15 protein-coding genes are annotated in these 20,390 nt (G+C 73.3%); 7 read left to right on the forward strand and 8 right to left on the reverse strand.

The window, feature by feature from the left end:
* Window positions 1-222: 222 nt before the first annotated feature.
* Together ABD211_RS21980 and ABD211_RS21985 are read right to left on the reverse strand one after the other, a co-directional pair.
* Window positions 223-351 carry a hypothetical protein gene (locus ABD211_RS21980; RefSeq protein WP_344135070.1) on the reverse strand — a complete coding sequence of 43 codons (129 nt, stop codon included), beginning with the start codon at window positions 349-351 and terminating at the stop codon, window positions 223-225.
* Window positions 333-1,187, reverse strand: a complete 855-nt coding sequence (locus tag ABD211_RS21985; protein WP_344135073.1) for an alpha/beta hydrolase — start codon at window positions 1,185-1,187, stop codon at window positions 333-335. The genes ABD211_RS21980 and ABD211_RS21985 overlap by 19 nt, the downstream gene beginning before the upstream one ends.
* Before the next feature lie 178 nt (window positions 1,188-1,365).
* On the opposite strand from ABD211_RS21985, the gene ABD211_RS21990 reads away from it, so the two are divergent.
* The 3 genes from ABD211_RS21990 to ABD211_RS22000 are packed head-to-tail and all read left to right on the forward strand — an operon-like array spanning window position 1,366 to window position 4,868.
* Entirely contained in the window at window positions 1,366-1,920 is a 555-nt protein-coding gene (locus ABD211_RS21990; protein ID WP_344135076.1) for a TetR/AcrR family transcriptional regulator, read from the forward strand.
* A gap of 30 nt (window positions 1,921-1,950) precedes the next feature.
* A complete protein-coding gene (locus ABD211_RS21995; RefSeq protein ID WP_344135079.1) occupies window positions 1,951-2,367 on the forward strand; it encodes a hypothetical protein in 417 nt (138 codons plus the stop codon).
* Window positions 2,367-4,868: a DUF7737 domain-containing protein gene (locus ABD211_RS22000; RefSeq protein ID WP_344135228.1), complete on the forward strand. Its 2,502-nt coding sequence runs from the start codon at window positions 2,367-2,369 to the stop codon at window positions 4,866-4,868. Before ABD211_RS21995 ends, ABD211_RS22000 begins: the two co-directional genes overlap by 1 nt.
* Here the strand turns inward: ABD211_RS22000 and ABD211_RS22005 are convergent.
* The 3 genes from ABD211_RS22005 to ABD211_RS22015 form a co-directional block, all read right to left on the reverse strand.
* A complete protein-coding gene (locus tag ABD211_RS22005) occupies window positions 4,852-5,706 on the reverse strand; it encodes a HEAT repeat domain-containing protein (protein ID WP_344135081.1) in 855 nt (284 codons plus the stop codon). The two genes, ABD211_RS22000 and ABD211_RS22005, sit on opposite strands and share 17 nt — an antisense overlap.
* 380 nt (window positions 5,707-6,086) lie before the next feature.
* Window positions 6,087-7,874: an ATP-binding cassette domain-containing protein gene (locus tag ABD211_RS22010; RefSeq protein WP_344135083.1), complete on the reverse strand. Its 1,788-nt coding sequence runs from the start codon at window positions 7,872-7,874 to the stop codon at window positions 6,087-6,089.
* Window positions 7,874-9,727, reverse strand: coding sequence for an ABC transporter ATP-binding protein (locus tag ABD211_RS22015; protein WP_344135085.1), 1,854 nt, complete (start codon window positions 9,725-9,727; stop codon window positions 7,874-7,876). The genes ABD211_RS22010 and ABD211_RS22015 overlap by 1 nt, the downstream gene beginning before the upstream one ends.
* A 256-nt stretch (window positions 9,728-9,983) precedes the next feature.
* Here ABD211_RS22015 and ABD211_RS22020 point away from each other — a divergent pair, with 256 nt between their 5' ends.
* Both ABD211_RS22020 and katG read left to right on the forward strand, forming a co-directional pair.
* Window positions 9,984-10,400, forward strand: a complete 417-nt coding sequence (locus tag ABD211_RS22020; RefSeq protein WP_344135087.1) for a Fur family transcriptional regulator — start codon at window positions 9,984-9,986, stop codon at window positions 10,398-10,400.
* Window positions 10,401-10,434: 34 nt separating this feature from the next.
* The gene (gene katG, locus ABD211_RS22025; RefSeq protein WP_344135089.1) at window positions 10,435-12,654 is read left to right on the forward strand and encodes a catalase/peroxidase HPI; all 2,220 of its coding nucleotides are present in this window, start codon (window positions 10,435-10,437) and stop codon (window positions 12,652-12,654) included.
* Between the two features lie 47 nt (window positions 12,655-12,701).
* Here the strand turns inward: katG and ABD211_RS22030 are convergent, their stop codons facing one another.
* The gene (locus tag ABD211_RS22030) at window positions 12,702-13,190 is read right to left on the reverse strand and encodes a VOC family protein (RefSeq protein WP_344135092.1); all 489 of its coding nucleotides are present in this window, start codon (window positions 13,188-13,190) and stop codon (window positions 12,702-12,704) included.
* Window positions 13,191-13,410: 220 nt separating this feature from the next.
* Here ABD211_RS22030 and ABD211_RS22035 point away from each other — a divergent pair, with 220 nt between their 5' ends.
* Window positions 13,411-14,109, forward strand: coding sequence for a helix-turn-helix domain-containing protein (locus tag ABD211_RS22035; protein ID WP_344135231.1), 699 nt, complete (start codon window positions 13,411-13,413; stop codon window positions 14,107-14,109).
* Between the two features lie 56 nt (window positions 14,110-14,165).
* On the opposite strand, the gene ABD211_RS22040 is transcribed toward ABD211_RS22035, so the two are convergent.
* Window positions 14,166-19,079 carry a hypothetical protein gene (locus ABD211_RS22040; RefSeq protein WP_344135095.1) on the reverse strand — a complete coding sequence of 1,638 codons (4,914 nt, stop codon included), beginning with the start codon at window positions 19,077-19,079 and terminating at the stop codon, window positions 14,166-14,168.
* Window positions 19,080-19,264: 185 nt separating this feature from the next.
* On the opposite strand from ABD211_RS22040, the gene ABD211_RS22045 reads away from it, so the two are divergent.
* The gene (locus tag ABD211_RS22045; RefSeq protein ID WP_344135098.1) at window positions 19,265-19,642 is read left to right on the forward strand and encodes an ADP-ribosylation/crystallin J1; all 378 of its coding nucleotides are present in this window, start codon (window positions 19,265-19,267) and stop codon (window positions 19,640-19,642) included.
* Here the strand turns inward: ABD211_RS22045 and ABD211_RS22050 are convergent.
* Window positions 19,611-20,321 (reverse strand): DUF4386 domain-containing protein, encoded by a 711-nt coding sequence (locus ABD211_RS22050; RefSeq protein ID WP_344135101.1) that lies wholly within the window; start codon window positions 20,319-20,321, stop codon window positions 19,611-19,613. The two genes, ABD211_RS22045 and ABD211_RS22050, sit on opposite strands and share 32 nt — an antisense overlap.
* Window positions 20,322-20,390: the final 69 nt, after the last annotated feature.

Raw genomic sequence — 20,390 nt, forward strand, 5'->3', positions numbered from 1 at the left:
ACCCCACCACTTGATCACGAAAAGTGCGAAAGTCGAGACGTTGCTATGGCAGCACTTTCGTCCCAAGGTCTACTGTGCGTGCGGCGGGTTGGATGGGGATTTCCAGGGTGGTGGCGCGGGTACCGTCGGCGTCCGTCAGGTGTTCCTCCAGCGTTGGGCCCGCGACCGTCAGGTGCCGGTGATGGAGCCAGGCGAACAGATCGCGGCCCGTGCACCTGCCGGTCATGGCGTGGTGGGCGGTCGTGGCAGTCCGAGCAGCTCGCGCGCGTCCGCCCCGAGCCCGGTGATAGTCGCCCCGCCCGCGACGCCGGGCCAGTCCGCGCGGCGCAGCGTCAGGTTGACCTGCTCCACGCATCGGCCCTCGGCCGCCCGGGTGGTGGTGCCGTTGGGTTGGTAGCCCAGGGCGCGTCCCCGACGAGGACCAGCTTCTTGGCGGGCGCCTCGACGTCGTCGAAGAACTCCACCGCGGGGCCGGTCAGCGTGACCACGTCGCTCGCGCCCTGGACCAGGTGGAACGGCACCTCGAAGCGGGTGCCGAGCGAGCGCGCGTCGAATGCCATGAACTGCTCGAACATCGCCTGGTTGATCGCGCCGAACCCCTTGAGCCAGTGCAACGCGTCCACGAGCGAGTAGTCCGGGTTGCGCAGCAGCAGCGGCATGATCAGCTTGACGACCATGTTGGGGCTGACCGGGTCGGTGCCCATCGACCAGCGCATGCGGGTGGTCCACTGCGCGAAGTCCCAGCGGGCCGGGTCCTCGTCGATGCCCTCGAGCGCGGCGACGCCGCGCCGGTTGCCGGCCGCGCGCAGCCGGTCGAGGGTGTCGCGCCGGCCGACGCGCTCGTTGTCGACCATGTTCACGTAGAAGTCCGTGCCGACGTAGGCGGCGAACAGGTCGGGGCGGCGCTGCGCCATCGGCAGGCCGATGATCGTCCCCATCGAGCCGGCCAACAACACGATCTTCGGAGTACGGAAGTGGTCGCGCAGGTACTCCGCGACCTCGATGCCGTCCTCGACCAGGCGGTCGAAGGTCAGCTCGTCGGCACCCGGGTGCCCGTTGCGGCGCCGCGTGCGGCCGCAGCCGCGCCGGTCCCAGTGCACGACGGTGAACTCCTTCTCCCATGCGCGCAGCACGGGCGTGAACACCGAGTACGGCGAGCCGGGGCCGCCGTGCACCACCAGCAGCACCGGGTTGGCCCGGTCCTCGCCGCGGATCTGGAGCCACTGCTCGACGCCACCGATGGGTGACGTACCGGTCGTCGCGGATCATCGCGTTCCTCCTCATCGAGGCGTGTGCCATCGATGGTACGAACGTCTTAGACATTTGTGCAAGACATATTTCTGAGACGGTGCTACGGTCCGACGCGTGGGCAATCGGGAGAAGCTTCTGGACGGCGCGCTGACCTGCCTCCTGCAGAAGGGGTACGCGCGCACGACCGCGCGCGACATCGCCACGACCGCCGGGGTGAGCCTGGCCGCGATCGGCTACCACTTCGGCACGACGGAGGCGCTGCTCAGCGCGGCGCTGTTCCAGGCGATGGGGCGCTGGGCGGAGCAGCTCGAACAGGCCCTTGTGGACGATGGCGACAAAGGGCTGCCGCCGGTCGAGCGCCGGGCGGCCGTCTGGCGGCGGGTGATCGACTCGGTGCGGGCCGACCCCGCGCTGTGGGCGGTGCAGTTCGAACTGGTCACCGAGATCCAGCGCCGGCCCGAGTTGCGCGAGCAGCTCGCGGGCGCCCAGGTGGCGGCCCGCGAGGGCCTGGCCGAGCTGTTCGAGGGCATCGACCCGGCCGCCGAGCCGGACCGCGCCCACCGCGTCGGCGCGCTCTACCAGGCGCTGCTCACCGGCGTCGTGGCTCAGCACCTGGTCGACCCGACGCACGCGCCCGGCGCGGCGGAGCTGGCGCGTGGGCTTCCGTGAATGTCGGTCAGGCGTCCTAAGGTGACGGTCGTGCGCACTGAGGTACGTTGCCGCATGCCGGGGCGCGACGCCGGCATGCCGACCGTGACGGTCGAGTTGGCGGAGGAGTCGACGACGCTGCGCGAGGTGATCCGCCTCGCGGTGCGCGAACAGGTGGCGTCGCTGGGCGACGACCAGGGTCGGTGCCGGTCGCTGCTCGATCGGCACTACCTGACCGAGGCGGAGATCCGGGCCGGCGCCGCGACGGGCGCCGTCAAGCTTCCGTCGCGCCTCGACACCCTGCCCGAACTGGACGCCGAGATCGAGCGCGCGCTGCGGGCCTTCGAACGGCGGGCGTTCGTGGTCTTCGTCGGCGGCCGCCAGATCGAGCGGCTGGACGACGCGGTGACCGTGCGTCCCGGCGAGCACGTGGTGTTCCTGCGGCTCGTCGCGTTGGTGGGTGGGTGATGGAGCCGCTGCTGCTGGACGTGCCGGAGCAGTTCCACGACGTCGTCCGGGCCGAGCGCGCCGTGCTGCGCGAGCTGGCCGACACCGCCTGCCGGTTGGCCGGCGACGGCGACCTCGACGCACTCCGGGCGCTGGCCGAGCAGATCCCGCCGCAGGTGACCGCCGGCGACCGGCGCTCAGGCGGTCACCTGCGCCGGCACTGGATCGACATCGAGTCGGTGCTGGACGAGCTGTTCGACAAGGTCTTCCCCATGCGTGACCCGACCGACCCGGCCGACGTGCTGGACGGGCCGTGGTCGACCCGGTCCCGGACGGTCGCGCTGACGCGGCTGACGGAGCGGTACACCTTCGGCCGGGATTCCCTGGTCGAGCGGGCCGTCGCCGCGGCCGACACGCGGCTGCTGCGGCTGGTCGTGCTCTCCCCGGTCGGCGGGGTGTCCCGGGGTGAGGTGACCCGGGCGCTGGACGCCCTGGCCGCCGCCGACGCGCTCGACGCCGAGGTCGTCGAGCACGCGTTCCTGGACGACCTCGCGCTGGGGTACGCCATCACCGGGCGGCGGCCGTACAGGACCGAGCAGGGCGAGCCGGCCGCGTGCGCCGAGGCCGTCCGGCCGTACTTCGATGAGCTTGTCTGGCGGCTGACCGGGGCGCCCGACGTCAGCATGGACGCGGTGCCCGGCGTCCTGGCGCCGCGAGGGCTGCGCTTCGTGCTGCGCGCGCTGACGTGGGCCGGCGACGCGCGGGTGGCCGGGTTCCTCGGCGCCGCGGACCTGACCGACACCGAGCGGCAGGCGCTCGCCCGGCACCTGCGCGACCGGCCCGTCGACGAGCGTCGGCGCGCGTTCGACCTGCGTGGCCCCGCCGGCGACGCCGAGGTGGTCCTGCCGCTGCTCGGGCTCGGGGACACCACCGCGCTGCTGCGGCTCGTGCGGGCCACGAGCGGCGACTACGGGGCGGTCCGGCTCGATCGCGCCGCCATCCTGGAGGCCGCCGCGCAGGCTGGTCCGAACGAGGTGCGCCGGCTGCTGCAGCTGAGCCCGAGCGAGCCGATCTCCGCCGCGTTGGGCCTCAACCGGCCCGCCGTCGAGAAGCGGGTCAAGCACAACGCGCTGGCCGGGATCGCCGCCTATGGCCTGCTGCCGCTGGCCGGCGGCGAGACGGCGCTCGACCGCTACCTCGCGCTGCGCGAGATCGGCAAGCGCGGCGCGAAGCTCGGCCCGAACCGCAAGATCAGTCACGCGGCGGCGGTCGACGTCGCCATCGACCATCTCGCGCAGGTGGTGGGCGTGGACCCCGGCCGCCTGGAGTGGGACTGCGAGGCGCGCATCGCCACCGAGGCCCCCGGCGAGTGGACCATCGACGGGTACACGGTCGCCGTTCGCGCGCAGGGGGCCGACGCGGTGATCAGCGTGAGCCGCGACGGCAAGGAGCTGCGGTCCGTGCCGGCGGCGGTGCGCGCCCATCCGTCCTACGTGGAGTGCCGCGAACAGCAGAAGCGCCTCAAGGCCCAGGCCGGACGCATGCGTACGCGGCTCATCGAGCGCCTCGTCGCCACCGGAGCCGTCGTCGAGCCCGACGAGCTGTCCCGGCTGCGGAGCCTGCCCAGCGGGGCGGCGATGCTGCCCGCACTGATCTGGCGCGACCTTGCGGGCACCGTCGGCCTGCTCGACGAGGTCGACTCGACCGGCCCGCTCACCGTCATGCACCCTCACCACCTGTTCGAACTGGGCCTGTTGGGCCACTGGCAGGCGGAGGTCGTGCGGCGGCGGCTCACCCAGCCCGTCAAGCAGGCGTTCCGGGAGCTGTATGTGCTCACCCCCGCCGAGCGGGAGGCGGTCGACGTGTCCGCGCGGTTCGCCGGGCACGTCGTCAACGGCAAGGTCGCGGCCCAGCTGCTCGGCGGACGCGGTTGGTCGGTGCTGGGGCAGGACGACGACCACCAGGCGACCCGGCCGCTGGCCGGCGGTCTGACCGCGGCCCTGCGCTGCGACGTGTACGGGTACTTCGGCATGGACAACGTGACCGTCGGCGAGGTCCGGTTCCTTGCCGGGCGGCGCGACGTCGTCCCGCTGGCCGACGTGCCACCCATCGCGTTCTCCGAGGCCATGCGGGATCTCGACCTCGTGGTGTCGGTCGCGAACACCGAGCCGGACGTGTACTTCTCGCCCACCCGCGCGGAGAGCCGGGCGCAGCTGCTCGGGGCGCTGGTCGGCGACCTCGGCCTGGCGCGCGTCACTGTCGAGGGCACCGCGGCCGTAGTGCGCGGCACGCGGGCGACGTACCGGGTGCATCTCAACAGCGGCAGCATCCACGTCGAGCCGGGCGGCTACCTCTGCGTCGTGCCCGCCACGTTCGGCACGACCGCCCACCGCCGGCTGTTCCTGCCGTTCGCCGACGAGGACCGGATGACGAGCGTCGTTCTCAGCAAGATCCTGCTGCTCGCCGAGGACGAGAAGATCACCGACCCGTCGATCCTGTCCCAGCTCAACCGGCTGGGCTGACCGCCGCGCAGCGGGCCATGGCGGCCCGCAGATCCGTGGGCAGCTCCTCGTAGGGGCAGTCGGCGAGCCAGGCGACCCGCCGCGCCTCGACGTGGGGGCACAGGCGCGGGTCGCCGGTCGACGCGACGAGGACGAACAACGCCTCGTCGACGAGATTGCCATCGACGTCCCCGTCCGCCGCGTCGAGCACGGTGAGGGAGTCGAGCAGGGCGGGCAGCGCACGGGGATCGCGTCGGGTCGCCAGCCCGTGGATCGCCTCGACGCGGGTGTCGAGATCGGCGTCGCCCGCGCGGGCGGCCAGGGCGTCGCGGAGCTCCGGGAAGTCGGCGTCGGTCATGCGGGCCAGGCCGAACGTCGCCCAGTGCCGCACGCCCGACTCGGGGTCCGCCGACAGCGCGATCAGGATGTCGTTCGCCGCCCGCTCGGGGAGGTCCAGCAGGCCGAACGCGACGGCGTCGCGTACCTCGGCGGCGGGATGCGACCGGAGGCGGGCGAAGACCGGAATGGCGCGGGCGTCGGCCCGGTGGCCGAGCGCGACGGCGATGGCCCGCAGCACGGCCGGGTCCTGCTCGTCACGCGCCGTGTCCAGCAGCGCCCGCACGGCGGCGTAGCGGAGCGGACCTTTGCTGCCGCCGACCTGGCTGAGGATGTCGGCGCCCAGTTCGCGGTGTGCCGCCTGTTCGTGGCCGCACAGTTCGCGCGCGGCGTCGAGCGCGGGCTGGCCGCCTTCGCCGTGGAGGTGGGTGACCACCTGCCAGCGACCGTCCTCGTCCCCGGCCGCCACCGCCCGCAGGGCGAGCCCGACAAGGTCGGCCACCTCCTGATCCGTCAGTGACATGCCGGCCATCGTGACACCCGACCCGACAGCCTGTCCTCTCCAAGAGACACTGGATCTTGGGGGCCTTACCCTCCCGTAGGACGGCAAGGCCCCCAAGTTTCAAAACGACGCCGGCGGCGCTGGTGGAGCTGGCGCGGACGCGACGCGGACGGTGGTTGTCCAGCGGCACCACGACCTGCATGGTGAGTGTCGGAGTTCGGCTGGGCTCAACGTCCTGTTGTCGGGCGCGGGTTTGACGACCGCGGCGCAGGTGACGAACCCGTGCCAGCGGCCGATCGTCAGGCTGCGCATCCGTGCGCCGGGCGGCCGCCGCCACCGTGCCGCGACGTGGCGGTCATGCCGGTAGAACCGCTGTCCGCGTCTCCAATGAGCGATCATGGTCATCCCTTCTGGGACAGGTCGTAGGCCGTGGCCTGGATGCCGTACAGGTCCGCGTAGCGGCCGTCGGCCGCGAGCAGCTCGGCGTGGGTGCCCTGCTCGGCGAGTCGGCCCTCGTGCAGCACGAGGATCCGGTCGGCGCCCGCGACGGTCGAGAACCGGTGCGACACGATGACCGTGACCGCACCGGTCCGGTCGGCCAGCTCCCGCGCCCGGGCCAGGTAGCGCTCGAAGATGTGGTGCTCGCTCGGCGCGTCCAGCGATGCGGTCGGCTCGTCGAGCACGAACAGCAGCGGGTCGGTCCGCATCGACGCCCGGGCCAGCGCCGTGCGTTGCCACTGCCCCTCGGACAGCTCGACCCCGTCGAACTGCCGCCCGAGCTGCGTGTCCAGCCCGTCCGGCAGCCGGTCGACGAGCGTCCGACTGTCGGCCGCGTCGACCGCGGCCAGCACTCGGGCACGATCCGACAGGCCGCTCAGGTCACCGATCCCGACCGTCTCGCCGAAAGCGATGTGGAAGCGGCCGAAGTCCTGGAAGGCCGCCGCGACCCGGGCCCGCCAGGCAACGGGGGACAGGTCGCCCAGGTCGAGGTCGTCGACCCGGATCCGGCCGCAGTCCGGCCGGTAGAGCTGGGTCAGCAGCTTGACCAGCGTCGTCTTGCCGGACCCGTACTCGCCGACGATGGCGACCACGGACCCGGCCGGCAGTGACACGCTGACGTTGGAGAGCGCGGCACGCGTCGTGCCCGGATAGGTGAAGCTGACGCCGTCGAGCGTGATGCCGTCGCGCAGCCGCGCCGGCGGCGACGCGTGCGCCCGGCTGCGCGTGGCGCGGACGTACGACCGCAGCCACAGCAGCGGCTCGACCTGGACCCGCCCGCCGACCGTGTGGCTCACGGCGGTCAGCGTCTCCTGGATGGCGTTGCGCAGCGTCACCGCGACGGTGACGGCCAGGACGAGGTCGCCGACGGTCGCCGCACCCCGCGCGGTGAGGTCGACGAGCACCAGCAGCCCGCCCGTGAACCCGACGGTGAACACCGTCCACCCGGCCAGCGTCCACAGCGCGGCGCGCACCCGGGCCCGGAACCGGCCCGCCACGGCGAGATCCCAGGCGTGGCGCTGCCGGCGCGCGAGGGACGGCCCGGCGCCGCTGACCCGCAGCTCCTTGCCGCCGGCCGCCTCGGTGGCAAGGTTGAACAGGTGCCGCTGCAGCCGGAACTGCTCGGCGGTGTCCGTCTCGGCGGCGAACACCGACCGCTGCCCGCGCTGGTCGAACCAGAGCGGGGCGGCGGCAAAACCGATCAGGAGCAGCAGCCACGGCGTAACGGTGGCCAGCAGCAGGAGCAGCAGGCCGAGCCGCAGCGCGTCGCACACGGCGGCCACCGCCTGCCACGGCGCGTGGTTGAGCTGCCAGGACGCGTTGCGCAGGACGGTGACGCGGTCGAGCAGGTCGGTACGTTCGAGATGGTCGAGGCCGTCGAGCCGGGCGAGTTGCTCCTCGACGTGCCGCCGGATGTGCAGGGTGCCGATCCGGTCGGCGAGCATGCCCACCAGGGTGTAGTCGAGGCTGCCGAGATAGCGGCCGAGGGCGTAGGACAGGGCCGCGACGGCCGCGCCGACGGCGGCGGCGCGCGGGTCGTGACGCAGCATCGCGTCGACGGTGTCGCGCAGCGCGAGCGCGAGCACGGGGGTGGTGACCACTACGGCGAGGCGCAGCGCCAGCAGCGCGGCGGTGGGCAGCGGGTGCAGCCGCCAGGACAGCCGCAGCAGTTCACAAAGGAGCCGGACCATCAGGCGATATCCCCCTCGTCGAGGCGGTCGTCGTAGCCGCGTTGGAACCGCCGGGCCTGGATGGTGAACATCTCCGCGTACCGTCCGCCGGCGGCCATCAGGTCGTCCTGCGTGCCCGACTCGGTGACGCGGCCGTCGCTCAGCAGCACGATCCGGTCCGCCTGGCGCACGGTGGACAGCCGGTGCGAGATGAGCACCACCGACGCGTCGCCCCGGTGGGCGGCGAGCCGGTCGAACACCTCCCGCTCCGTGCGCACGTCCAGATGGGCGGTCGGTTCGTCCAGGACGAGCACGCGGGCGCCGGTGCGCGCCGCGAACAGCGCCCGGGCCAGCGCGACCTGTTGCCACTGACCACCGGACAGGTCGACCCCGCCGGTCCGGTCGCGGGCCAGCGGCGTGTCCCAGCCGTTCGGCAAACCGGCCACGACCTCGGTGAACCCGGCGTCGCGCGCCGCGCCCTCGATGGCCGCCCGGTCGGGCGCCGCGAGCGCGTTGCCCAGGGCCACGTTGTCGGCGGCGGACAGGTGGTACCGCACGAAGTCCTGGAACACCACGGACAACCGCGCCCGCCAGGCCTCCGGTCCGAGGTCGCGGATGTCCACCCCGTCGGCGGTGATCCGCCCGGCGGTCGGCTCGTACAACCCGGCCAACAACTTGATCAGCGTCGACTTGCCGGCGCCGTTGGCCCCCACGATCGCGAGCAGCTCACCCGGCCGCACCTCAAGATCTAATTCATCGAGTACGGGCGACGACAGGCCGTCATAGGAGAACCGCACCCCCTCGAAGCGCACGAGCGGCGGCTTGTCCGGAACCTCCCCGGCGCCCGCCCGCTGCGCCGGCACCCGCGTGGCCGGTCCCGCGAGCCGCGCGCGTACGTCCTCGAACGCCCGGACGCACGTGACCGCGTTGATGGTGGCCCGGGGCGCGTCGTTGAACGCCTCGAAGACCGTGGTGGCGGCGACCAGCGCGGCCGTGGCCATCGCGACGGGCGCGCCGCCCCGGGCGGCGTCGAGCGCTACCGCGACGAGAACGACGCCCAGCGGGACGAGCACGGCGACCAGCTGAAGCCACTTGTCCGCGAGGATCCGCCTGCCCACCGGCCAGTGTGGATCGAAGGCCTCCCGCAGGTGGCCGTCGACGCGGTCCAGCGCCCAGTCGCCGAGTCCGAAGATCCGGATCTCCTTGCCGGCGCCCTGCGAGACGATGGCGTCGGACCACACCTGGGCGCGCATGACGGGCCGCAGCGCGGGCCGCCACACCCGCCGCCACCGCCGGCCCTCGTGCCAGCCCAGCTGGTGCACGGCCGCGGCCGCCGCGACGAGCAGCGGCACCGCCCACCAGGCGGTCGCCGCGAGCACGAGCGCGGCGCCGACGAGCGCCAGGGACCGGCCGATCAGGTCGAGTTGGGCGAGCACGCCGGCACCCGGGGTGCCGTCCATGAAGCTCTCCGGGTCGGCCCGGGCGCTGCGGATGAGCGTCTGGACCTCGGCGCGCTCCAGCGCGTCGATCGTCGGGCTGGTCGAGGCGAGCCGGGCCAGCTCGGCCCGGTGCCGCCCGTCCACGCGGGCCTCGGCGAGGTAGTACAGCGGGCCCTGCGCGGCGCGGACGGCGTGCCCGGTGAGCAGGGCCAGCGCGTACATGGCCAGCAGGCCCGCGACGGCGTCGGCGTGGGCGAGTCCGCTGATCAGAGCGCCGACGGCGAGGGCCGTCGCGGCGGGCACGGCGCTCGCGAGCACCGTGAGGCAGATCAGGGCGGTGAGCAGGCCGGGGCCGACCCAGCCGAGCCGGGACAGGAGGGACAGGCGGTCGCGCGCGGCGGCGCGCACGGCCGCGTGGAGCCGTGTTGATGACATGAGGAGGTACTCCCTGGACGCGTCTGCGGATGACGGATGGTCATGCGGAGGCAACCCGCGGCCGTTTCGGCGCTGCGGGTGATGACGGCATCGGCCAGGGTCAGTACATGTCCGGCATCCTCGCGGTTGCGGAATCGGACGCGCAAGCCTTTTTCGTCCGTACAATATGTGAGGTTTTGATAGGTTTTTGAGAGGCCGACGTGACGTGGGGCCCATATTCTTGACTCATTCCAGAAAACGGACCAGACTGCGGGGTGTGGCCACGACACTGGACTTCCCGCACCTGTTGCGCGAGGCCGCGTTGCGCGTGACCCGTCCTCGGGTCGCGGTGCTGGACGCGGTGTTCGCGCACCCGCACGCCGACACGGAGCTGATCATCGGTGCCGTGCGCCGCGAGCTGCCCGAGGTGTCCCGCCAGGCCGTCTACGACTCGCTGCACGCGCTCACCGCCGCCAGGCTGGTGCGGCGCATCCAGCCGGCCGGCTCCGTGGCCCGCTACGAGTCGCGGGTGGGCGACAACCACCACCACGTGGTGTGCCGGTCGTGCGGCCGGGTCGCCGACGTCGACTGCGCCGTCGGCCGGGCCCCGTGCCTGACCGCGTCGAACGACAGCGGCTTCACGATCGACGAGGCCGAGGTCGTCTACTGGGGCCGGTGCCCCGACTGCTGGTGAACCATCTGATCTGCACAGTCACGGAAGGAATCTGATGTCCGAGAGTCCACTGTCCGAGCACCACGAGCCGATCGTCCACGACGCCGAGGTGGGCGCCGAGTCGAAGTGCCCGGTCGCGCACGGGCGTGCCCCGCACCCGACCCAGGGTGGCGGCAACCGCGGCTGGTGGCCGGAGCAGCTCAATCTCAAGATTCTCGCGAAGAACCCGGCCGTGGCCAACCCGCTCGGCGAGGCGTTCGACTACGCGAAGGCGTTCGGCACCCTCGACCTGCCCGCCGTGAAGCGGGACATCGCCGAGGTGCTGACGACGTCGCAGGACTGGTGGCCGGCCGACCACGGCCACTACGGCCCGTTCATCATCCGGATGGCGTGGCACAGCGCCGGGACGTACCGCGTCAGCGACGGTCGCGGCGGGGCCGGGGCCGGGCAGCAGCGGTTCGCGCCGCTCAACAGCTGGCCGGACAACGCCAACCTGGACAAGGCCCGCCGCCTGCTGTGGCCGGTCAAGAAGAAGTACGGCCAGGCGCTGTCCTGGGCCGACCTGATGGTCCTCGCCGGCAACGTGGCGCTGGAGTCGATGGGCTTCAAGACCTTCGGCTTCGGCGGCGGTCGCGCCGACGTGTGGGAGCCCGACGAGGACGTCTACTGGGGCCCGGAGACGACGTGGCTGGGCGACGCCCGCTACACCGGCGACCGCGACCTGGAGAACCCGCTCGCCGCGGTCCAGATGGGTCTGATCTACGTCAACCCGGAGGGCCCGAACGGCAACCCGGACCCGATCGCCGCCGCGCGCGACATCCGCGAGACGTTCGGCCGGATGGCGATGAACGATGAGGAGACCGTCGCGCTGATCGCCGGCGGGCACACCTTCGGCAAGACCCACGGCGCCGGCCCGGCCGACCACGTGGGCGTCGAGCCGGAGGCGGCCCCGATCGAGGCCCAGGGCATCGGCTGGAAGAGCACGTACGGCACGGGCAAGGGCGCCGACACGATCACCAGCGGTCTCGAGGTGACGTGGACGGACCAGCCCACGCGGTGGGGCAACCGCTTCTTCGAGATCCTCTTCGGGTACGAGTGGGAGTTGTCCGAGAGCCCGGCCGGCGCGCACCAGTGGGTCGCGAAGGACGCCGAGGCGATCATCCCGGACGCGTACGACCCGACGCGTAAGCACAAGCCGACGATGCTGACGACGGACCTGTCGCTGCGCTTCGACCCGATCTACGAGCCGATCTCGCGGAACTTCCTCGAGAACCCGGCCGCGTTCGCGGACGCGTTCGCCCGCGCGTGGTTCAAGCTGACCCACCGCGACATGGGCCCGGTCGCGCGCTACCTCGGCCCCGAGGTGCCCTCCGAGGAGTTGCTCTGGCAGGACCCGCTGCCGACCCGCGACTACGAGCTCATCGGCGACGCGGACGTGGCGGCCCTCAAGGAGCGGATCGCCGCGTCCGGGCTGACCGTCGCACAGCTTGTGTCGACCGCGTGGGCGGCGGCCTCGTCGTTCCGCGGCAGCGACAAGCGGGGCGGCGCCAACGGCGGCCGCATCCGCCTGGAGCCGCAGAACAGCTGGGAGGTCAACGAGCCCGACCAGCTGGCGGTCGTGCTGCGTGCGCTGGAGGGGATCCAGTCGACGTTCGGCAAGAGGGTCTCGCTGGCCGACCTGGTCGTCCTCGGCGGCGTCGTGGGCGTCGAGCAGGCCGCCCGGGCGGCGGGCTTCGACGTGACGGTGCCGTTCACGCCGGGCCGGGTCGACGCGTCGCAGGAGCAGACGGACGTGGAGTCCTTCGCCGCGCTCGAGCCGACCGTGGACGGGTTCCGCAACTACCTGGGCAAGGGCCACCGCCTGCCGGCCGAGTTCCTGCTGGTCGACAAGGCGAACCTGCTCACGCTGAGCGCGCCCGAGCTGACCGTTCTCGTCGGCGGCCTGCGCGTCCTGGGTGCCAACTACAAGCAGTCGTCGCTGGGCGTCTTCACCGACACGCCGGGGTCGCTGACCAACGACTTCTTCGTGAACCTGCTCGACCTCGGCACCGAGTGGGCGCCGACGGCCGAGGACGGCATCTACGAGGGTCGCGACGCCGCCACCGGCAAGGTCAAGTGGACCGGCACCCGCGCCGACCTCGTGTTCGGCTCGAACTCCGAGCTGCGCGCGCTGGCCGAGGTCTACGCGAGCGACGACGCCAAGGAGAAGTTCGTGCGCGACTTCGTCGCGGCGTGGGTCAAGGTCTCGAACCTGGACCGCTTCGATCTGGTCTGATCACTGAGACCTGTGGGCCGGCCCTTGGGGGCCGGCCCACAGGCGTGTCAGGACAGGCTCCTCGCCCACTCGGCGACGCGCTCGGCGCTCTCCTTCTCGGACAGGTCCTCGACCCGCGTCATGACGGCCCACCGCACCCCGAACGGATCGCGGATGCTCGCGTAGCGGTCGCCGGAGACGAACGTCGCCAACGGCTCACGGATGATCGCGCCGGCGGCCTCGGCGCGGGCGACCTTGTCGTCGACGTCGGGGCAGTAGTGCACCAGGGAGTAGCAGGCGCCATCCCCGTCGGGCGGGGGCACCAGGCCGAAGTCGGGCATCGGCTCGCCCAGCTGCAGCAGGCCGTCGCCGAAGTCGAGGACGGCGTGCGCGACCCGCCCGGCCATCTCCGTCACGTCCACCACGCGCGCGTCGAAGACGTCCCGGTAGAACCCGATCGCCCCGCGCGCGTCGGGGATGACGAGGAACGGGGTGAGGCTCGTCGCCCCGTGCGGGGTTCCGTTGGTGGTGTACTCGCCATCGGCAGGTGTTGTCATGCCGTCACCTCCGCTGCGCTCCGGCGCCGCCATGACCTATTCACCGAGCTGATGATTCGCTCGCTCCGCTCGCTCATGCCCCCGACGTTAGGCACCCGTCCCAGCCAGGGCTTGGAGATTCGCGACAGGTGCGTAGGCTCGGCCGGTGGACCCGACCGAGCGGGGCGTGCTCTACCCGGCGCGCCTGCCCATCATGGTGCGGCTGGCGGCGCCCGGGCGCGTGGCGGCGCTGGTGCGGTGGTTCTGGATCCCGGAGTGGCACATCGCGGCGGGCCGGACGTCGCGGCAGCACATCATCGCGTTCCCGGCCTGCAACCTCGTCGTCGAGCCGGACACCGTCGGGTTCTCCGGCCCGACCACCCGCGTCTCGCACCGCGACCTCACCGGCACCGGCTGGGCCGTGGGCGCCCTGCTGCAGCCGGCGGCCGTCCCACACCTCGTCGAGGACCCGGCCGCACTGCGCGACGGCGCGCGGCCGATGGCACTGCCCGACCTGGCCGACCCGGTGCGCCGCGCCATGGCCGGCACCGACGACCGGCACGCCCGCGCCGTCGACGCGTTCGTGGACTGGCTGGTCGCGACGGTGCCCGAGCCCACCCGCGACGGGCTGCTGGCCAACGCGATGGCCTCGCTCATCGAGACCGACGACGACATCCGGACGGTGGAGGACCTCGCCGAGCGCACGCACCTGTCCGTCCGGACGCTGCAGCGGCTCGCGCACCGGCACGTCGGGCTGCCGCCGCTGGCGATGATCCGCCGCCGCCGGCTGCAGCAGGCCGCCGAGCGCCTGCGCGCCGACCCCGGCGCGAGCCTCGCCGCCGTCGCCGCCGACCTGGGCTTCAGCGACCAGGCCCACCTCGCCAACGAGTTCCGCACCGTCCTCGGGCTCACCCCCAGCGGGTACCGGCAGGGTCGATAATCGCCCGGCGATCGGGCCCGATGAGGTCGAGGTGACCGAGGCGTTCCCCGACGGGTCTAGCCGGTGGTGTTGAGGACCACCAGGCCGTGCGCCGTGCTGACCGCGACGGTGCCCTCCCGCGCGGACAGGGCGAGGATCTCGCCGTCGACCTCGATGCGCCTGCGCTTGGCGTCGTCGAGCGTTCGTAGCTCCACTGTGGAGCCGGTGGCGACGATCAGCTGATCGGACCCGGGCGGGAGGACCAGCCCGCGCACCGGGTGCGCGAACGTCAGCTCCCGCATGATCACGGGCGTGCGCTCGCGCTTGCGCAGCCAGCCCTTGCGGCCCTGCGCGTCGAGGTCCCAGACGCGGACCGTGCGGTCCTCGCTGGCGGTGACGGCGACCGTGTGCTCGTCGAGGTGAGCGAGCACCACGGCGGTGATGGCGCCCGAGTGCCCGGTCAGCGGCTCGGCCAGCGCCGCCCCGGTGGCCAGGTCCCACAGGCGCGCGGTGCGGTCGTCGCTGCCCGAGACGACCACCGCGTGGTTGTCCAGCTCGCCCACGGCCAGCGCCTGCACGATGCCGGTGTGGCCGGTGAAAGGCTCGCCGACCGGCCGGTTCGTCGTGAGGTTCCAGGCGCGGACGGTGTGGTCGTGGCTGCCCGACACGACCACGGTGTCCTCGCCGAGCCGGCCGCACGCCACGGCGACCACCGGACCCGTGTGGCCACGCAACGGTTCCCCGATGGGGATGCCGCTGCCCAGGCTCCACACCCGTACGGTGTCGTCGTGACCGCCCGAGATGGCCACCGGGCGGCGGTCGAGGTCCCCGGTCGTCAGGGCCGCCACCGGCCCGCTGTGGCCCTTCATCGGGGTGCCGGCCGTGGCGCCGTCGGCCAGGTGCCACAGGCGCAGGACCCGGTCCTGCCCGCCGGTGACGAGCACCGGGCTGGCGTTGCGCTCACCGATGGCCAGCGCCCGCACCACGTTGCCCTCCGCGGCGGCGGTGTGCTCGATGCCGGTGCGCGTGGTGAGGTCCCAGGCGCGCAGCGTCTGGTCGTGGCCGCCGGAGACCGCGATCGGCTGCTTGTCCAGCTCGCCCACCGCGACCGCCCGCACGCCCGCGGTGTGCCCGGTCAGGGGCCGGCCGAGCGGTCGGCGGGACTCCAGGTCCCAGACGCGCACGGTGTGGTCGTCGCTGCCGGTCACCGCCACCGCAACGCCGTCGAGCTCGCCGAGCGCCACGGCCACCACGGCACCGGTGTGGCCGGACAGGGCCCTGCCGATGAGTGCCCCGGTGTTGAGGTCCCAGACGCGCACCGTCCGGTCGTCGCCGCCGGAGACGGCGACCGGCTGGTCGTTCACGTGGCCGAGTGCCACCGCCCAGACGCCGCCGGTGTGGCCCGTGAGGCGCTCGCCTATGGGATTGCCCGTGGCCAGGTTCCAGACCCGCATGCTGTGGTCGCGGCTGCCGGACACGGCGATCGCACGGTCGCCCAGGTGGCCGAACGCCACGGCGGTCACGCCGCCCGTATGCCCGATGAGCGGGTTGCCGACCGGCCGGCCGGTGCCCAGTTCCCAGACCCGGACGCTGTGGTCGTCGCTGCCGGAGACGACGACGCGTTGCCCGTCCACCTCGCCCAGCGCGACCGACCAGATCCAGCCGGTGTGCCCGGCGAACGGTTGCCCGATCGGCTGGTGTGACACCAGGTCCCACACCCGGATCCGGTGGTCGGCGCCGCCGGACACCGCTATCGGGCGGCCGCTCAGGGTGCCCGTCGCGATCGACCAGATGCCGCCGGTGTGGCCGACGAGCGGCCGGCCGATGAGATGCCCGCTGGCCACGTCCCACACGCGCAGGTCGTGGTCGGCGCTTCCGGACACGACCGCGGGCGCGTCCTCGATCTCGCAGAGCGCGACGGACATGACGGCGTCGGTATGGCCGGTGAAGGGCTCGCCGACGTGCTCGATCTCGGCCTGCCAGACCCGTACGGTGTGGTCGTGGCCGGCGGAGGCGACGACGGCCTGGCCGTCGAGGTGCGTCGTCGCCACGGCGGTGACGCCGCCCGTGTGGCCGATGAGCGGCTCGCCGAGCGGGGCGCCGGTCACCGGGTTCCAGAACCGGACGACGCGGTCCGCGCCGCCCGACACGATCACCGGGCGGCCGTCGATGTCGGCGATCGTCACGGTCGCGACGGTGTCGGTGTGTCCGTGGATGGACGTGCCGATGGGCGCGCCGGTGATGAGGTTCCACACCCGGATGGTCCGGTCGTCGCTGCCGGACACGGCGACGGGCTCGCCGTCCAGATGTCCGAACGCGACGGACGTGATCGCGCCGGTGTGACCGCCCAGCAGTTCGCCCTCGGCGCGCCGGGTGGCGAGGTTCCAGACGCGGATGACGCCGTCGCGGCCGCCCGAGATCGCGACGCCGTGGCCCTCGACCTCGCCGACCGTCACGGCGGTCACGGCGCCGGTGTGTCCGGTCATCGGACCGCCGTGCGGCGTGCCCGCGGGGACGTTCCACAGTCGTACGGTCTGGTCGTCACTGCCGGAGACGGCGATCGCCTGCGCCCCCAGCCGCCCGACCGCGAGGCAGGTCACGCCGCCGGTGTGACCGCTCATCGGGTGGCCGATCGGCTCGCCGGTGGCGAGGTTCCAGAGGTGGACCGTCCGGTCGTCGCCGCCCGACACCACGACCGGCTGATCGTCGAGCTGGTCGGTGGCGAGCGCGGTCACGGCGTCGGTGTGACCGCTCATCGGGTGGCCGATCGGCTCGCCGGTGGCGAGGTTCCAGCGACGGACGGCGCGGTCGTCGCCGCCCGCGACCACGACCGGCTGGCCCTCCAGCTGACCGACCGCCACCGCCAGCACACCGCTGGTGGGGCCGGACAGCAGGCGGTGCGGCGGTCGCCACCGTTCCCACGCCGACCAGCGCGCCGACCATGGTCGGGGCACGCCGGCGGCCGAGATGGCCCCGGCGATGTCCGGCGCCCCACCGCAGCGGGCCGCGAGTTCCAGGTAGGCGGCACGTTCGTCGGGCGACGCCGCCCGCAGGCGCGTCACCGCGTGCTGGAAGACCGCGCCCGCCGTCGTGGCCTCGGTGGAGCGCGCGGCGGCCAGCGCCGCCAGCGTGTGCTCGGGCGGCGCCGCCAACAGGAACAGTCCGTCGGTGAGTAACTCGTCCACCGCCTGCGTCCGCGCGGCGTGCGCGACCAACCGGACGCGGGTGTACGGGTGGGCGCGGGCCCAGTCCCGCCGGCCGTCCGGGCCTGTCGGGACCTGCTCGCCGAGCGTGCGGACGATCGTCGTCTGGTCGTAGGCGTGGTCGCGGCCCTCGACAAGGCACCCGGCGAGCGTGCGGTGCGCCAGCCGGTACGCCGACCGGCCCTCGACGCACGACTCCGTGACGTACTCGCCGATGGCGTCGAGCAGCCAGGCGACGTCGTCGTCGGAGTACCGGCGCCCGGGCGTGAGGGCGTTGGCCAGCCGCGGCCAGACGTCCTCCCACGGCAGGCCGGGACCTTCGGCGTACGCCAGGGGCAGCAGCAGTTCGCGGGCCCGTTCGGCCTGGTCGCCGAGCCGCTGCTCCAGCTCCAGGGGTACGGCGACCCGGATGTCCTGCGGCAGCCCGGCACGCCACTGCAGGGGACTCGTGGGCACCGGACCGGTGGCCGCCGTCCGCGCCATGACGCCGGCCATCAGGTACGACGTGCCGGCCACCTCGGCGATCGCGGCGGCGGTCTGCGTCACCAGTGGGCCCGCGGCGCTCCGGTAGGCACTGTCGGGCCGCGACTCCACCAGCACCGACCGCACGTACGCGCGCAGGCCCTCGGCGTCCAGGTACGGGCCGGCGTCGAGGTTGACCACGAGCGGATGGCCGCCGAGCGCCGCCAGCAGGGCCGGGCTCGTGGCGATGAGCAGGCGCAGCCGCCCGGTCGCGCCGACGCACAGTGGCCGCAGCACCGACCGCGCCAGCTCCGCCGGATCGACGGCCTCGTCCAGCCCGTCGATGAGGATGGTCACCGGGTCCTTCGTGCGGGGGAGCCGTCGCACGAGGTCGCCCGCGGTCGTGGCCGCCTCCCAGGCGGCCGTGGCGATGTCGGCGAACACCTCGGCGGTGAGCCGGCCGCGCGCGTCGATCAGCGCGTCGACGCGATCGGCGATGTCGGACGTGCCGGCCAGTGCCCGCAGAAGCGTGGTCTTCCCGGACCCGGCGTCCCCGACGACCACCCGCGTGCGTGCGGCGTCCTCGGACCCCTCGGCGGCGAGCCAACGGACGAGGTCGCCCAGGGCCCGTTGCCGGCCGGTGACAGCCGCTTCGGGCGGCTGCGGCTCGTAGCGCGGGTTGGGCAGGAGCCCGGCCGGCTCGTCCGGAAGCCCGACCAGGTGGTACGTCACGCTCGGCTGCGCCGCGTCGACCACCCGGACCAGCGTTTCCAGGCTGAGTTCGGGCTGCGTCCGGCCGCCGGTTGCCCGGTGCCGCGCCGCCCGTGCGAACGCGCCCGCGAAACCGGCCGGTTCGGCCCCGGTCGCGACGGCGACGACCAGGCCGGTGCGGGGGTCGGGCCGGTCCGCCGGGAGCCACCGGGGGACGTCGGCCCGGATGCCCACGGCCTGGTCATCCGGGCAGGACAGGTTGAGGATCACCGTGGCGGTGCGCAGCGAGGTCTCGGCGAGCAGCCACTCGACGAGTTGGCGGACCTTGACGGCGGGCCCGGGGCCGTCGTCGGTCCCCGCGAGCGGGCTCACGGTGGCGTCGCCGTCCGCGGTGAGCCGCCCGCGCGCGGCGAGGTAGAGGACCACCTGGTCGTCGTGGCGGCGGTCAGCCGCGGAGGCGAAGGCCCGAAGGCCGTCGCGCAGCTGTTCCGGGCCCTGCGCCAGATCGACGATCGGCGCGTGCCGGTACCCGAACGTGCCCGTGAACAGCGCGACCACCGATGCGTCCGGGTCGCCGGGCGCCGTGAGCAGGTGCCGCGTCGCGGAGTCGCTCACGGCACAGACCTCAGTCGAAGGATCATGTGGACCCCGATCGCCGCCGTCGTACCGGACGAAATTGGTCTGTTAAGTCCGAATCATGGTAGCTCGCGCGGGGTGGTGTGGCGGCGGGGTGCGCGAAACCGCCTCGCCCCTGCCGGCGGTTGCCGGGTAGCGTGCCTCGACCGGGAGGGAGTGGGGCGATGACCGCGACGATGACGTTGTGGCGGCCGACCGGGCCGGCGGAGCTGGAGCTCGTGCGCGCCGCCGACTGGCGCGCGTGGCCGCCCCGCCTGCCCGACCAGCCCATCTTCTACCCGGTGCTGAACGAGCAGTACGCGATCATGATCGCCCGGGACTGGAACGTGCCCGCCTCCGGCGTCGGGTACGTCACCCGGTTCGAGGTCGACCGCGCGTTCGCCGAGCGGTACCCCGTCCGCCAGGTCGGTGGGCGCGACATCCTCGAACTGTGGGTGCCGGCCGAGGAGCTGGACGAGTTCAACCGGCACATCGTCGGGCCGATCGAGGTCGTCCATGAGTTCCGGCCGGCTACGCCCGCTGACGACGCGCCAGCAGGATGACGCCGACGAGACCGAGCCAGACGTACCACACGGTGTAGGTCAGCGTGCCGATCGTCGCGACAGTGCCGACGTGTGAGCCCGTGAAACCGCTGGCCGCGGTGAACGGCAGCCACACGACCGCGGTCGCCGCGCCGACCGCGCCGAGCCACCTCGGCAGGAACGTGGAGCGCAGCAGGAGCACGCCGGTGCCGACGGCCCAGACGCCCTGCAGCAGCCAGCCGAGGTGCTCGCCGAGCGCGCCGCCCGCGTAGGCGTTGATCAGGTCGTACGACGCGCCGACGGCGGCGCGCTCCGGCGTGCCGGGCGCGGCGGCCAGATAGGCGTCGGCGAGTCCGGGCACCACGAGCGGCCAGCGCACCCAGCCCAGGAGCTGGGCCAGCGCCCCGGCCACGCCGAACACCGTGACCGCGCGGACCGCGGTCGAGGTGCGCCCGAGCGCGGCCGAGAAGGCGATCGCCACGGGCACCAGCGCGAGGCTGCTGAGCAGGTTCAGGTAGAAGCCGAGCCGGATCGCGGTGGCGTTCGCGGCGAACGCGGGCAGGGCCTCGGCGGCCCGGTGGTCGAGGCTCGCGGGCCAGTCGAAAGCGTCGCCCAGGATCACGCTGCCGATGGTGGCGAGCACGCCGGCCGTGACCAGCAACAGGCCCGTGGCGGGCATTCGACGGGGGGTGGCGTCCATGGCTTCTCCTCGAATCGAGAGCGGTGTTCTAATCGAGAACAGTGTTCTCGATTCGTCCCGACAATGTCA

The sequence above is a fragment of the Luedemannella flava genome, from assembly GCF_039528515.1.
Classification (GTDB): Bacteria; Actinomycetota; Actinomycetes; order Mycobacteriales; family Micromonosporaceae; genus Luedemannella; species Luedemannella flava.